This is a genomic window from Paenibacillus shenyangensis (genome assembly GCF_000346635.1).
Taxonomy (GTDB): domain Bacteria; phylum Bacillota; class Bacilli; order Paenibacillales; family Paenibacillaceae; genus Saccharibacillus; species Saccharibacillus dauci.
Window position 1 is genome coordinate 80783 of sequence record NZ_AOIG01000017.1, and the last position, 15126, is coordinate 95908.

Sequence of the window (15126 nt, forward strand, 5' to 3'; positions counted from 1 at the left end):
CTTCACCATGTATTATGTAAATCGTGAACAGATCGAGCGTCGTATTCATGCGCTGGATGAAGTCCGTACAGCATTGACACAGGTGGCTTCAGCCTGGGATGGCAGCCTGACTTCTGGCATGGTACAGGAACGGGCACTTCATCTGGCGGTAGAATGTGTAACAGATATCGGTAGCTACTTGATCGATGGATTCATTATGCGCGATGCCAGCAGCTATGAGGATATTGTAGATATTATGCGTGACGAGAAAGTAGTAGACCCGGATACAGCTGCACAGCTGATGGAACTGGTTCGTCTGCGCCGTCCACTGGTTCAGGATTATTATGACTGGCCACGTGGTGAACTTCATGCGCTGACACCGGTAATGCCCGAGATCCTGCATACCTTTATTGGACAGGTCAGCAGCTATCTTGATCAGGAGTTGGGTACTTCCACATCGTCCTGATCTATGTGTAAATGGGTGAAATCTGCTGCTTTTATACAGTTTTAAATTTACATCCCCAGCCGGATAAGCTACAATAACGGTATTATTAAAGGGATGATGTGACCCTTGTCGCTGACAACAGCGAACAGGGTCATTTTTTATTTTGATGCAAGGGGGTCAGGGAATGAAATCCAACCAGGAGCCGTCGACCCGGCGTACAATCATGATGATTTTAAAAACCCGGGGCCCGGCGAGCGTCTCGGATCTGGCAGGGGAACTGAATATTACCGAAATGGCGGTCAGACGTCATATCCAGGCTCTGGAGCAGGAAGGAATGCTGTTGGCAGAGACAGTGAAGATTCCGACCGGAAGACCTTATCTGCGCTTTCGTCTCAGCGAGCGGGCAGAAGAGTACTTTCCGCATAATTATCATCAACTGGCGATTGATTTGCTGGATGAATTGGATGAAGAAGATATTGCCAGGGTATTCGAAGGTCGCAAACGCAAACTGTTGAGCCGTTATCAGCCGCTGATGGAACAGCAGACGCTTGGTGAGCGGGTAGCTACGCTAACGGATATTCAGCAGAACAGCGGGTATATGGCAAGTTATGAACAGACTCGGCCGGATGAATTTACAATATATGAATTTAACTGCCCGATTAACCGGGTAGCCGATCAATATAATGTTGCCTGTCACTGTGAGCAGGAGTTATTCGAGACACTGCTGGGTGCCAAAGTCACGCGTACCGAATGTATTGCCAAAGGTGGACAATGCTGCGTCTATCGTATACAGAAGTAATCATAGCCCTTTCTCCGTTTACCGGGAAAGGGCTATTTGTTATAAAATAATCGATATGTATAGTTTGCTATAGGCGCAGTAGTAGAGAATCTGCGTCTGTAATCCCTGTATGGACTGTTTTTCTGCTCCGAAAGATACAAATATGTGTACGTTTTCACAAAAGTGGGATAATTGCTGTCTCTGTGGGTAATAGAAAGCAGAGTACACTATACGAGAATGGGAGAGATAATAATGGAACAGCAAACATCGAAATTGGTATATGGCATGATCGCAGGAGCATTGATTGGCGCAGGGGTAGCAGCACTGCTGTCTCCAAAAACAGGCAGAGAAATGCGTGCAAGTCTGGTCGAACTGGCTGAACTGGTGAAAGAAAAAGGACCGGTTATGAATGAAAAAGGTCATGAAGTTACCGAAAAAGGCCGCGAAGTAGTCGAAGTAGTCAAAGAATCGATCGGTGTAGCCAAAGAATGGAAAGAGCAAATTCAGACTGCTACCGAAGAAGTGAAAACCGAATTGGCTGAATTCAAAGAGCATCAGGACGAAGACAGCAGCTCTGACAAATCTTCTAATTCCGGCTCTACAAGTGCTACTGCTTCCTCCAACAGCAATACTGGATCTTCCACACCAACAGGCGGTGCAAAAACAGGAACTACACCACCGACTGGAAGTAACAAAAGCAGCAATTTCAGCGTCTAATCCAGCAACTGAGTGACAGACATAACAATATGTATACAAAAGCGCCCATCGATCCGGTGAGGCGCTTTTGGTTTGGGAAAATTCTTAACATAAAAAAACATATGGCGTTTACATTACCAACTACTATGGTTAATTATGTAAGTAATTAAAAGTATCGGACTATACGACTGAAGGAGGTGTAATGCTGGATGAAATACAGGATTATCGCATTATTAATGGCCTTGTTCCTCTATGCATTCGTACGCATTAATGACACCGGTATCATTCACAAGTCGTATATGTATAAACAGGCTGCGGCCAGTCCTTCGTACAGCAAGTCCTCTTCTGTCGAACAGGATGGGCCGTTTTATTATCCCAAACGTCTATGGAAGCAGTTATTTGGCTCGAATTAATTGAACTGAAATGTATAAGTCTATGTGAAATAATGAAACTTTTTGATATTCAAACGTATTATATAGAAGATGTCCTTGTATCAGCTACGCTATTCGGTGTGCAGTGAGGATATCTTTTTTTATATATTACAATTTGTTTGCTATTCACATATAAGGGAGAGATACGCTTTGTCTAAATGGACCCGATTATTTTCAGCCAAACAATGGATGAATGTATTTAGAAAATTGCCCGGCTTGCTGACCTCCAAACAGCTTCCTCTGCGGGAAAAATTGCTGTTCGCCATACCGGTACTCGTATACTGGGTAATGCCTGATGTGATGCCTTTTATGCCGATCGATGATATTGGGGTTACGCTGCTCATGATGAACTGGTTCGTATCCAGAGCGGAAAGCAAGATGGCCTTGGTCGACTATACTCCGCAGCGATAAGGTCTGGTTTGTCCTTGCGTAATGCAGATGCCAGTTATACAATAGTAGTATTGTTTCCTGCCTGCTGCAGGCAAGTTGATCCCAAGGAGCTGATCTCATGAAAGTCAAAATCACCCGTAATGCTGCCAAAGTACTGAAAAAAGAAATAGACAAGCCTGAAAATGAAGGCCTGAAACTGCGCGTGTTTGTTACGCATTCTCACGGAGACCATGTACATTACGGTCTTGATCTGGGCGAGCCCCAGGCTAACGAAGAAATCGTAACTACCGATAAAGAAATTGATGTGGCTGTTGATCCTAACGAATCCTGGCTGGATGGCGTCAAAATCGACTATCTGTACACCGGAGAAGAAGGCTTTGTAATTACCAATCCTTCTAAAGGCGACCACGGTCATCATCATCACTAAGATGATCAAGAAGGGACATTTTCATGGCTAACGATATACGCGTATGTGATGAATGCAATCATATCCGTCTGAAAACGATACTACCCAAGCTTGAAAAGCTGGCACCGGATGCCGAGATCAAAATCGGCTGCAAATCCTACTGCGGACCTTGCGGCAAGCGCGCCTTTGTGTTTATCAATGGCCGCTATGTCAGCGCTCCGACCGAAGATGAAGTACTGGAGAAAGTCGCCAAGTTTGTGAAGAAGCCTTCGGCTCAAGCCTAAAGGATCGCGATTCATTCGGTTATACTCAATATGTGTACGGCAGTAAGTGATTCTGCTATTTACAGCTTAATTTGGCTGTTATGATTCAACAAAAGCCTCCATTTCTTTACTCCCGCAGGAGTAGGAAATGGAGGCTTTTGGGTTGGAATTATTTTATCAAGAAAGATTCGTCCGTTCGTAGATTAGCGCGAAAGTATCTCCGAATGGCTGTATTCGTCTGCTTATTGAGCAGCAGTATCCTTGTGGAACTGACGGATTAGATCATGCGTGATCACTTCATCCGAAATATTCAGCCGTTTCTGGGCTTCATCATAACTGTCTCGAGCACGTTCTACATCTGTCTCTTCACGAGTCTTCATGTCATAGGCAGTACCATGTTCGAAGATCCCGTCTGCCGAAGGAATATAGAATACTTTGCCATCCGTAAAAGCACCGGTACGCAGTACAACCAGTTTCTTTTCCTTGGTATCGAACATATCATTACCCATCAGGTAATACGGGCTTGCTTCTACACCAAGCAGGTGAAGGATGGATGGAGTCATATCCAGCTGTCCGGCAGGAATATCATACGTACCAGCGTGTTTACCATCCGGTAGATGAATCAGCATCGGTACCTGATTCATAAGCTGCTCCATATCCAGGTCGGTCAGCGGTTTGCCCAGGAATTCCTCCATAGGAGCTTTATCCTTAAGCGAATCGTCGTGATCGCCGTAGAACAGGAGGATCGTATTATCCCATAGCCCGGCTTTTTTCATATCCTTTTCCATCTCGCCAAGTGCGGCATCGACATAGTGCAGAGACTGAATATAGTCGCCGAAAGTCGTGCCTGTCAGATCACCCATATCCAGCTCCTGCACAGAAGCAGGCAGTGTAAACGGATGATGGCTGGACAGCGTAATCAGGAAAGAATAGAAAGGCTGCTTCTCGGCAGACATTTTCTCGATCGATTGACGGAAAAAGGACTTGTCACCCAGTGACCAGCCGAGCGGCTCGTCGATCGTAAAGTCTTCTTTGCTGTAGAAATGATCGTAACCCATATTCTGATACATAACCGAGCGGTTCCAGAAGCTTGGCTCATAGGCATGGAAGACGTAAGATCCATAGCCCTGTTTTTTCAGAATTTGTGGCAATGTATCATACTCATGATCCGCATACCGGGTAAATACAGATCCGGTTGGAAGCGGATGAAGAGACGCATTGGAAGCCATATCGGCATCGGATGTGCGGCCCTGTCCGGTCTGATGATAGTACTGGCTGTAATACATACTGCTTTTCATCAGACGATTGATATTGGGCGTAATTTCCTGGCCGTTGAATTTTTTGCCGATTACAAAATTCATAAAGGCTTCACCCTGAACAGCGATAACGTTACTGCCTTTGTAAGCACCGAATAGGGCATCATCGCCTTTTTGAGCACGGTTTTTCTGTTTGTCATCGAACCAGTCTTTGACTTCGTCTGTTGCCTGTGCTGACATCTGATTGCCATTGCCCCAGTGATCCTCGGCATACCGGTATACATCATAGCCATGAAATCCGAGCAGTCCGGTGACATTATATAGTGACATATTCCACCAGTTCCCGACGAACAGGCCTACCGCCCAGGTAGAAGTAGCGTATTTGATTGGAGCAAAAGTGAGTACCCAGCCCAGTGCGAAGATAACAGCTCCTTGGATCAGGCGTGTAACTACACGACGACTACGACTTGAAGCGTAAGCGGAATGAGCTGTATACATATTGGAGCGATAGCTATGACGGCGCCGAATACGACGCACGATCAGATAAATTCCTGCCGCCAGCAGTACTATCCAGTCTGCAAACAACCAGATATCCGAAGTATGAATAAGTTCACGGATACTGCCACCCAGCGACTCCACCTGACCAGCCTGCATCAGTACCGGAATGGTAATGAAATCCTGAAAATAGCGGAAATAGACAAGGTCTGCGAACATAAGGAAGCTTAGCAGCACATCCAGTATGATCAAGGCAGCGATACGTCCGCGTCTTGGCAGCCAGAGCGTCCAGAAGGAAGCTAGCAGCACCGAGCCCAGCGCAGTGATTTTATCGAGTGTATTCATATCAATATTTTGTACATGCAGATTGCTGTGCAGATAAATTAATTTGCCCATGATAAGGATCAAAAAGAGCAGATAGTCTATTCTGATCGGGGCAAAGGGCCACAGTAGACGCTGAATCCAGCTTTTGCGCTGTGGACGGGAAGATAGATATTCCAAAAAGATAGCCCCCTTGCTGAAAAGCCAGATATGCTGTGATTTCTTCTTACCTGGCATTTACATAATTAAAGTAAGTAAACACATAGCACAGCGGCGAACCGGGCTGCTGTATGCAGAATTCGCCGCTGTGCTATTGCGTATCGGAAGCAGGACCGGCAAGCGGTGTTTACTTCCATTTTTCCAAATTGATCTGTCGTTTACAATAAAGAGGCAGCAGCCTCTTATGCATGGCTGCGATAGTATCGACTTAAGCTAAATAAAGGCTCAAAAAGTAGTGTTGCAGGCAGCATATAAGCTGCTTGGTCAATCATAATAAATCGTCTATTAGTGTACAGCCGTTTCTTCGCGATCGGTACGAGGCGGCAATGGACCGAGATACTGCAGGAATTGACATTCGATCCGTCCATTGTACAGCTTGCGACGCTTGTCTGCCTTGCGTCCAAAGAATTGTTCAAAGTGACGTGTTGGTGTGATTACAAATACCGACCAGTCCGGCAGGTAAATCGAGGATTTGCCCAGCGCACGGATCATGGTTTCTACTTCTTTGCTCTCGCTTAGACGCTCACCATATGGCGGGTTGGTAACGATACAGCCGAATTTGCCCTGCGGCTGAATACGGGATACCGGCATAACCTTGAATTCAATCTCGTTGCCCAGTCCGGCACTTTTCGCGCATGCTTGGGCAATCTCGATCGCTTCCGGATCGATATCGCTGCCGGTCAGCTGCAGAGGAATATCATCCTTGACTGCGTCAAATGCTTCATCACGGGCTTGTTCCCACAGTTCATCGGGAATGATACTCCAGCCTTCAGATGGGAAGGTACGGCGCAGTCCGGGTGCAATATTCCAGCCAATCATGGCCGCTTCGATCAGCAGTGTACCGGAACCGCAGAATGGATCGTACAATGGACGATGCGGGCCCCAGCGACTCAGCAGAATCAGTGCAGCAGCCATGGTCTCTTTGAGTGGAGCTTCGGTGGCGTGCTTGCGGTAGCCACGCTTATGCAGTGAAGGTCCTGTTGTATCCAGAGTAATGAGTGCGGTATCTTCATACAGGGAGACATCGATGGAATACAGTGCGCCGTCTTCCTGGAACCACTCGGTACCGTAGGTCTGGGTCAGTTTGTCCACGACAGCCTTTTTCACAATCCCCTGGGAAGCGGGTACGCTGCTCAGCTGGGATTTCTGGGAACGCCCGGATACGGGGAATTCGCCGTCTTCCGGAATAAAGTCTGCCCATGGAATCGCTTTGACTCCCTCAAACAGTTCATCAAAGGTGGTTGCCGGGAATTCTCCCATTTTGATAACGATTCGGTCTGCAGTACGCAGCCAGTAATTGCATCGGCAAATATCGATAAAGTCACCGGTAAACCGGACACGCCCATTTTCGGTACGAGTATCGTCATAACCAAGCAATTTTAATTCACGTGCTACGACAGCCTCGATACCCATCGGGCAGGTCGCAATCAGTTCAAGCTGTTTCATTATATATATTCAACTCCTATAGCTTTCACAATTCAACTTGTGAGTTCGGTCTCAAAACCATACAATCTAGTATAGGTGAATGCCGGTATACTTACAAACGTTTCTCCAAAATTTGGGGGAATTTATTTATTCATCGGCAAAATGAATTTTGACAGTCTGCAGGCTCTGAATACAGTATCGGCAGACACAGACGAAAGATTAGGATTGAAGGAGTTAGATAAGAGATGACAGACAAAAATGTAATAGGTGCAGAAGAATATATGGAGCAGCTGATCGAGGAAGATGAGCTGCTATTGCAGATCAAGCAGACGATCCGTGAGAAAGGCATGCCCGAGGTGTCGGTGGTACCCGGTTATGGCAGACTGCTGACCATGCTGATCCAGTTATCCGGAGCCAAACGGGTGCTGGAGATCGGTGCGCTTGGCGGATATAGCGGGGTATGCATGGCTCGTGGACTGGGCGAAGAGGGAAGGATCGTATCTCTGGAGCTGCAGCCAGCTTATGCCCAGCTGGCTCATGAAAATCTGCGTCTGGCCGGCTACGGCGATCAGGTAGAGTACCGGGTTGGCGAGGCGATGAAGAGTCTGGAGCAATTGAAAGAGGAAGGGCAGCGCTTCGATTTCTTTTTTATAGATGCGGATAAACTGAATTACCTGAATTATCTGGATTACGCGATTGAACTCGCCAATCCCGGCGCCGTTATTGCCGGGGATAATCTGCTGCTGCGTGGCAGAACACTCAATTTGGATAGAAATGGACCTGCTATACAGGCCGTACGTGAATTTAACCGCCGCATCGTATCCGATCCGCGCCTGACCGGTACGCTGCTGCCGGCTTATGATGGATTGGCATTGGCACGGGTTAAAGGCTGACATTGGTTTTTGAGCAGGCTACTGCGTATAGTGGCATAAGTGTATAAGTGCTTTGTTGATCGGCTGTTTTTGGATACTGAAGAGGTATATCAATATCCGTTACGGAATAGGATTAGGTCACGTCCTCCGGTGGAGCCAGGGAATCCGCGATGGGAGAAAAGGTAGATTACCTGGCTCCAGGGTCGTCCTTTGACCCAATTCCCATTCCTTCACTCTGATGTGGTATTGATAAAAATGTAGTGTTTAGTAAAAAGAGGCTGTACCATCCTGATTATAGGATCGTACAGCCTCTTTTTACTTTATAGAGATCGGGAACATGCCAAAAAATAAAATTCTGGTATATCCACAATTTTAAGCAGAGCGATGATGCTTGTCGGCAGTTGGGCGGGTATACAGCTTGGTTCGTACCCATAACATATTGAGCAGCAGCATGATCCCTGACATAATAAACAATCCCTCGATACCGATAAATCCTGCCAGTACACCACCCATAACAGAGCCAGTCATATTGCCGAGGGCAGTCGTACTGCTGTTAAAGCCAAATGCACGACTCTCCATGCCATCCGGCGTATAGTAGCGGATCAGCGAATTGACGCTTGGCAGCAGACCACCCATACATAATCCCATCAGGAAACGCACGGCAATGAGCTGGCCGACGTTCTGCACAAAAGCCTGCGGGATCAGCATTAGCCCGGCACCAATCAGGGAAAAGGTAAGTACCCTATGTGCTCCATACTTGTCGCTGACCTTTCCGAGTATAGGTGCCATGAGCATATTCGACAGACCGGTGACGGCGCTGACCAGACCTGACCAAAAAGCAAGATTCTCTATCGAACCCTGCAATTTCTGTACATACAGAGGCAGCAGGGTCATCGGACTGATCATGGCGAACTGCAGCAGCAGAGTGACAGTGAACAGAGCGGGCAGCTGCGGTGTCAGGCTCAGCTCACGCAGACCGGATAATACCGATACTTTGGGCATCTGTGCAGCAGCAGAACGGTCGAACTTCTCTCTAACGAGGAACAGAGCCAGCAGACTCGCCATAAAAATACAAGCACCTGTAATGTAGAAAATATAACGGAAACCGACAGTGTCTGCCATGATACCACCGATAAGCGGTCCGAGAATGCTGCCGGCTACGGTGCCGGATTGACTAATTCCCATCGCAAAGCCCATTTTTTCCTTGGGGGTATTACTGGAGATCAGGGAGGTGGATGCCGGATTGAAACCCGAGATCGTCCCGTTGATCAGACGCAGTACGAGTAAATGCCATGCCTGCGTAGCAAAACCCATGGCTGTAAAAACAATCGCCATCCCGAACCCCGAACGCAGTAGCATGACTTTGCGTCCGTACTGGTCGGATAATTTACCCCAGAGCGGCTGGAAAATAAACGAGGTGACAAAGTTGGCCGCGAAGATTACTCCGGACCAGATTGCAATCTGATGCTCACCCTGTACGCCAATGTCCTGCGACAGGTAGAGAGCAATAAAAGGAACGATCATTGTCGTCCCGGCGTTAACAAGAAATTGGCCGAACCATAGCACCATTAAATTGATCTGCCAGGACTCCAATTTTGATTTTGAAAAGCGCATCCTGTTTCACTTCCTTAAAAAAGTCCATTCTATTAGTATACTATATGTTATACCCACTAGATTGTTATTGTAGCAGATAAACAGGAAAAACAAAACACGTTTTCATCTAGTGAAACAGGAAATGCCATTTTATTTATTCGCTTCACATCCTTCGTCTGTCCAGCCCCGTTCATAGGATTGTCATTGGATATTCATAGTAGGGAGGTTGTTACCTCTCCCGAAAAAGCGCATAATTAACTTGTGAGTATTTTTATTGCGGAAAATAATTTGAATGCGTTTGGCACAACATAAGTCAAGCCCATTTACTGACGCGGAGGACCCATTCATGACTTATAATGACTCCTTCATACGCGCCTGTCGCAAACAGGATATCGACCGTCTGCCGGTCTGGTATATGAGACAGGCAGGGCGCTATGATCCGGACTATCAGAAAATCAAAGAAAAATACAGCCTGCTGGAAATTTGCCAGCAGCCTGAACTGGCTGCCGAAGTGACCTTGATGCCTGTTCGCAAGCTTGGGGTCGATGCGGCTATTTTATATTCGGATATTATGAATCCGGTGGCTTCGATCGGTATCGATTTTGATATCGTCAAAAATATCGGACCTGTTATTGATAACCCGATTCGTACTGCAGCTGATGTGGAGCGTCTGCGTCCCATTAATGTAGAGCGCGATCTGTCCCATGTACTGGAGACGATCCGTATTCTGGATCGTGAGCTGGATGTGCCGTTGATTACTTTTGCCGGAGCACCGTTTACGATTGCCAGTTACCTGATCGAAGGGAGACCTTCGAAGAGCTATATTCGTACCAAGACGATGATGTACAGCGAGCCCGAATTGTGGCATAGTCTGATGCGCAAGCTGGGCGATATGGTAGCCACCTATCTGCGCAAACATGTCGAGAATGGAGGCAAAGCCTTCCAGCTGTTTGATAGCTGGGTTGGAGCGCTCTCTCCGGCTGATTTCCGTACTTATGTATTGCCGACGATTCGTTATATTTTTGACGAACTGCGTGATCTGGACGTACCGAAGATCTATTTCCCGGGTGTGAGTTCAGGTGAACTGCTGCCTGAGCTGAATGGTCTGCCTGTTGATGTGATTGGACTCGACTGGCGGGTATCGATTAACGAAGGACGCCGCAGGCTGGGTGGCAATTATGCCGTACAGGGGAATCTGGATCCTTATGTGCTGACAGGTCCGTCCGAACTGATTCATCAGCATGCCAAGCGAATTATTGATGAAGGATTGCAGGAGCCCGGTTATATCTTTAACCTGGGTCATGGACTGTTCCCGGAAGCTTCCATTGATAAATTAAAAGAATTGACTGACTATGTGCATGAGTATTCTGCACAGGTTCTGCAGCAGCGTACAACATCCAAATAATCGTTTATTACTTTGACTGAGGTGATTTGTAATGGCAAACAAGAAAATTGGTGTTCTCGTAATGTCCTATGGTACTCCGGCAAGTCTGGAGGACGTAGAAGCTTATTATACGCATATCCGTCGCGGCAATGCGCCTAGCCCGGAGCAATTAAAAGAATTGAAAGATCGTTATGAAGCGATTGTCGGCGGAGTATTCCCGCTGCGAGAAAATACGGATAATCAGGTAGCCGGTATGCAGCGTGCACTGAATGAACTGGCTTCTGGTTCCGATGTGGAATTTGTATGCTATCAAGGTCTTAAGCACGCGTTCCCATTTATCGAAGACGGTGTAGAGCAGATGGTACAGGATGGTATTACAGAAGCAATCGGTATCGTACTGGCACCGCATTATTCCACGATGAGTGTAGGTACGTATATCAAGCGTGCCAAACAGACAGCCGAGGAGCATCATCTGAATATCTCGTTTATCGAGAGTTATCATATGCATCCCAAACTGATCGAGACACTGTCCAATCGTGTCAATGCGAAGCTGGAGCTGTTTGAAGAAGCTGGGGCTACACGTGATCAGGTACGCGTACTGTTTAGCGCTCACAGTCTGCCCGAGCGCATCCTGAGCATGGGTGATCCGTATCGCGACCAGCTGCTGGAGACTTCTGCAGCAATTGCGGAACGTGCCAATGTTCCATCCTGGCAGTTCACCTGGCAAAGTGCCGGTCGTACAGCCGAGCCTTGGCTGGGACCGGATGTGCTGGATACGATGCAGGAACTGCGTGAACAGCAGGTCGAGTACGTACTGGTCGCTCCAATCGGATTCGTTTCCGACCATCTGGAGGTTCTGTATGATCTCGATATCGAAGCCCAGGAGTTGGCGCAAGAGATTGATATGCGTCTGATGCGTATTGATTCCCTGAATACAGACCCGTTATACATGGAGCTGCTGGCTGACGAAGTACTCCGTAAATACAAAGAGGTGCATGTCTAATGACTTCATCTGAACGTCGTATTGCAGTTATAGGCGGCGGGATTACGGGTCTGAGTGCCGCTTTTTATATGCGCAAGTTCTTTGCGGAGCAGGAATTGACGCCACAGATTACGATTATAGAGCAGTCCGGTTCACTCGGTGGCAAGGTGCATACGCTGCATCGTGACGGATTTGTAATTGAAAAAGGGCCCGATTCCTATCTGGCCCGTAAGACAGCCATGACCGAATTGGCTGAAGAGGTAGGCTTGGGAGACGATCTGGTCACGACCAATCCGAATGCCAAAAAAACCTATATCCTGCATGATGGCAAGCTTCATCCGATGCCATCGGGTCTTGTACTTGGCATCCCGACCGAGCTGCGTCCCTTTATGGAAAGTGACCTGATCTCGATGGATGGCAAGATCCGCGCACTGGAAGATTTCCTGCTGCCGCCCAAAATGGATGGAGAAGATGAGTCATTGGGTGACTTTATCGAACGTCGTCTTGGCAAGGAAGTACTGGAAAATGTAACCGAGCCGCTGCTGGCAGGCATTTACGCAGGGGATACACGCAAACTCAGCCTGCAGGCTACCTTCCCGCAATTTGGTGCGGTAGAGCGCGAGTATGGCAGTCTGATCAAAGGCATGAATACCGGACGCAAACCGGTAGAGACTCATACAGGAACCAAGAAAAGTGCCTTTTATACTTTTCGCGGCGGTCTGCAGAGTCTAACCGAACGTCTGGAGCAGTCGCTGAGCGATTCAGTGCAGCTGAAGCTGAATACGGGTGCAGAGTCTATCAACTATCAGGATGGACTGTATACGATCACTCTGAGCGATGGTAGTACACTCGAAGCGGAACATGTAATTATTACGGTTCCTACTTTTGCAGCGGCGCCACTGCTGAAGCCACACACGGATACATCTGCACTGGACCGGATTAACTATGTATCGGTAGCGAATGTGGTAATGGCTTTTGACCGCAAGGATATAGAGACCGAATATGATGGTTCCGGATTCCTCGTACCACGCAAGGAAGGACGCACGATTACAGCATGTACCTGGACCTCCACCAAATGGCTGCATACCAGCCCGGATGATCGGGTACTGATGCGCTTTTATGTGGGGCGTGCAGGCGATGAGGAAATCGTCGATGAGAGCGACGAAGAGATTACACGGCGTGTACTGCGCGATATGAAGGAACTGATGGGGATTGAAGCAACGCCGATCTTTACGGAGATTACACGTCTGCATCGTTCTATGCCGCAGTATCCTGTTGGACATATGAAAGATATTGCCCAGCTGCGTGCAGAGCTGGCAGAGCAGCGCCCGGGCTTGATACTACTGGGTGCCGGATATGATGGAGTCGGACTACCTGATTGTATTCGTACTGCCCGGGATGCGGCAGCTGCAGAAGCGCAGCGTGCTGTACAATTACCGGACGGTGTTCGTTAAACCGAATTCCATTTCGTAAAGTGTATAAGTAATCACGGATCAGACAAATGATGTATGACAGGTATACCAGATACATCACAATGATTTATAGAACTCAATCAATAATCAATCAAAAGCCCTTCACGTCTGGTGGAGGGCTTTTGTGCATGTTTACAATAAACTGGACATATATCTTGTATCTTTTCCCAAATAAGTACGAGTGATCTATGAAGACTGCATTATCGGTGGATACGCTATTCTTTCCGCCTGTAAGTGTAACCTGCTATAATAGACAGGACGTATAATTAAAGGAGTATTCTATGTATACCACGAGATCAGAACAATCCCGTCAACACAGACTGGATGCCAAAAGGCGGCGCAGACGCCGGATTCGGCTATGGATTATGCTGAATACCGGGCTCGCACTTGCGATTGTCCTGGTCGGAGCGTATTACTTGCATGTTGCACAGCCAAAGGGACAGCAGACTGCTGCGATTTCACCAGCAGCTGATCAGCCAGCCAGACTGGCTGCACCAGGCATTTCAGATCATACCGCAACAGAAGATAGACCGAGTTCCGATGAAAATACAGACAATCAAAGCGAGACGGATTCTGCGGATAGCAGTGAAGCATCTCAGGATTCGACGACAGATTCGACTGCAAAAGATTCCCAGCCTTCCGAATCTGCAGAGGATGATTCTGCGCCGACTGAAACAGAACCTGCGCAGAATCCATCTTCTCAGGCCCAGCCGGATCAGCTGTCAGCAGAGCCTTCAGCCGATCTGCAGCCTGCAACTCCTGCTGCACCATCCGGACAGACCGTAACGATGAGCTTTGGCGGAGACGTCATGTTCTCGGGTAAAGTCGGTGAACTACTGGCTCAAAAAGGGTATGATTATCCGTATGAGTATGTACGCAAGCTGTTCGCATCCGATGATCTGTCCGTAGTGAATCTGGAGACGCCGGTGACGGATTCGGCGACGACCGCTGCAGATAAAACGTACGCGTTCAAATCGTCGCCACAGGCGCTTCCGCATATGGCCGAAGCCGGAATTGATGCCGTGAATCTGGCCAACAATCATATTCTGGATCAGGGAATTACCGGTCTGCAGGATACAATCAGACAGCTGGATAGCAGCGGCATCGCTTATGTCGGTGCCGGCAATGACAGCAAGCGTGCCTATGAGCCGGTGTATTTTCAGCGTAAAGGGATCAAAATCGCGCTGCTCGGTTTCAGTCGTGTTATTCCGGAGACCAGTTGGAACGCCGGAGCCAACCAGCCTGGCGTAGCTACGGCCTATGATGCTTCTGCTGCAGAAGCATCTATCCAGGAAGCCCATCGTCAAGCCGATCTGGTAGTCGTTATTGCTCACTGGGGCGTCGAACGCTCGGATACGACAGTTGCACATCAGAACGATCTGGCGCATCGCTTTGTCGATGCCGGAGCCGATCTGGTCATCGGAGGGCATCCACATGTGCTGCAGGGACTGGAGCAGTACAAAGGCAAATGGATTGCTTACAGTACCGGTAATTTTATTTTCACCCATTCCCTGACGGAAAAGACCTGGGATACCGCTGTATTCCAGGCCAGATGCACGGTCAAAGGAGATTGCAGCATGCAGGTCATTCCGTATACTGCGAATCTGGGTCAGCCGGTACCGATGGCGGAAGATCAGGGACAAGCGCTGCTGCGAAGATTACAGACACTGTCCGGTACGATTCAATTTGATATCAAAGGCAATGCCATTTCATAATCTG

At 48.0% G+C, this 15126-nt stretch carries 15 protein-coding genes; 12 read left to right on the plus strand and 3 right to left on the minus strand.

The features are described 5' to 3' along the window. Nucleotides 1-7: 7 nt before the first annotated feature. From H065_RS0114560 to H065_RS0114590, 7 genes are all read left to right on the plus strand, one after another. Nucleotides 8-445 carry a DUF86 domain-containing protein gene (locus tag H065_RS0114560; RefSeq protein ID WP_017813813.1) on the plus strand — a complete coding sequence of 146 codons (438 nt, stop codon included), beginning with the start codon at nt 8-10 and terminating at the stop codon, nt 443-445. A 163-nt stretch (nt 446-608) separates the two neighbouring features. Further along, nucleotides 609-1223 carry a helix-turn-helix transcriptional regulator gene (locus H065_RS0114565; RefSeq protein ID WP_017813814.1) on the plus strand — a complete coding sequence of 205 codons (615 nt, stop codon included), beginning with the start codon at nt 609-611 and terminating at the stop codon, nt 1221-1223. 231 nt (nt 1224-1454) lie between these two features. After that, nucleotides 1455-1919 carry a YtxH domain-containing protein gene (locus H065_RS27410; RefSeq protein ID WP_017813815.1) on the plus strand — a complete coding sequence of 155 codons (465 nt, stop codon included), beginning with the start codon at nt 1455-1457 and terminating at the stop codon, nt 1917-1919. A gap of 188 nt (nt 1920-2107) precedes the next feature. After that, the gene (locus tag H065_RS0114575; protein ID WP_017813816.1) at nt 2108-2311 is read left to right on the plus strand and encodes a hypothetical protein; all 204 of its coding nucleotides are present in this window, start codon (nt 2108-2110) and stop codon (nt 2309-2311) included. A gap of 207 nt (nt 2312-2518) precedes the next feature. Continuing rightward, nucleotides 2519-2740 (plus strand): hypothetical protein, encoded by a 222-nt coding sequence (locus tag H065_RS0114580; RefSeq protein ID WP_046225698.1) that lies wholly within the window; start codon nt 2519-2521, stop codon nt 2738-2740. 97 nt (nt 2741-2837) lie between these two features. Continuing rightward, nucleotides 2838-3146, plus strand: a complete 309-nt coding sequence (locus H065_RS0114585) for a HesB/IscA family protein (RefSeq protein ID WP_017813818.1) — start codon at nt 2838-2840, stop codon at nt 3144-3146. A 23-nt stretch (nt 3147-3169) separates the two neighbouring features. After that, nucleotides 3170-3409 (plus strand): YuzB family protein, encoded by a 240-nt coding sequence (locus tag H065_RS0114590; protein ID WP_017813819.1) that lies wholly within the window; start codon nt 3170-3172, stop codon nt 3407-3409. Nucleotides 3410-3630: 221 nt separating this feature from the next. On the opposite strand, the gene H065_RS0114595 is transcribed toward H065_RS0114590, so the two are convergent. Together H065_RS0114595 and H065_RS0114600 are read right to left on the minus strand one after the other, a co-directional pair. Continuing rightward, nucleotides 3631-5640 (minus strand): LTA synthase family protein, encoded by a 2010-nt coding sequence (locus H065_RS0114595; RefSeq protein ID WP_017813820.1) that lies wholly within the window; start codon nt 5638-5640, stop codon nt 3631-3633. A 324-nt stretch (nt 5641-5964) separates the two neighbouring features. After that, nucleotides 5965-7125, minus strand: a complete 1161-nt coding sequence (locus H065_RS0114600) for a THUMP domain-containing class I SAM-dependent RNA methyltransferase (protein ID WP_017813821.1) — start codon at nt 7123-7125, stop codon at nt 5965-5967. Nucleotides 7126-7349: 224 nt separating this feature from the next. Here H065_RS0114600 and H065_RS0114605 point away from each other — a divergent pair, with 224 nt between their 5' ends. Then, nucleotides 7350-7997, plus strand: a complete 648-nt coding sequence (locus H065_RS0114605; protein WP_017813822.1) for an O-methyltransferase — start codon at nt 7350-7352, stop codon at nt 7995-7997. Nucleotides 7998-8348: 351 nt separating this feature from the next. On the opposite strand, the gene H065_RS0114610 is transcribed toward H065_RS0114605, so the two are convergent. Further along, entirely contained in the window at nt 8349-9590 is a 1242-nt protein-coding gene (locus tag H065_RS0114610; protein ID WP_017813823.1) for an MFS transporter, read from the minus strand. 325 nt (nt 9591-9915) lie between these two features. Between H065_RS0114610 and hemE the strand changes: the two genes are divergently transcribed. The 4 genes from hemE to H065_RS0114635 all read left to right on the plus strand — a co-directional run bounded on the left by hemE (nt 9916) and on the right by H065_RS0114635 (nt 15122). Further along, on the plus strand, nt 9916-10974 hold the full coding sequence (gene hemE / locus H065_RS0114620) for a uroporphyrinogen decarboxylase (protein ID WP_017813825.1): 1059 nt from the start codon (nt 9916-9918) through the stop codon (nt 10972-10974). 31 nt (nt 10975-11005) lie between these two features. Continuing rightward, a complete protein-coding gene (gene hemH / locus H065_RS0114625) occupies nt 11006-11956 on the plus strand; it encodes a ferrochelatase (RefSeq protein ID WP_017813826.1) in 951 nt (316 codons plus the stop codon). Continuing rightward, nucleotides 11956-13389 carry a protoporphyrinogen oxidase gene (gene hemY / locus H065_RS0114630; RefSeq protein WP_017813827.1) on the plus strand — a complete coding sequence of 478 codons (1434 nt, stop codon included), beginning with the start codon at nt 11956-11958 and terminating at the stop codon, nt 13387-13389. Before hemH ends, hemY begins: the two co-directional genes overlap by 1 nt. Nucleotides 13390-13688: 299 nt before the next feature. After that, nucleotides 13689-15122, plus strand: a complete 1434-nt coding sequence (locus H065_RS0114635; protein ID WP_017813828.1) for a CapA family protein — start codon at nt 13689-13691, stop codon at nt 15120-15122. The last annotated feature ends 4 nt before the right edge of the window (nt 15123-15126 follow it).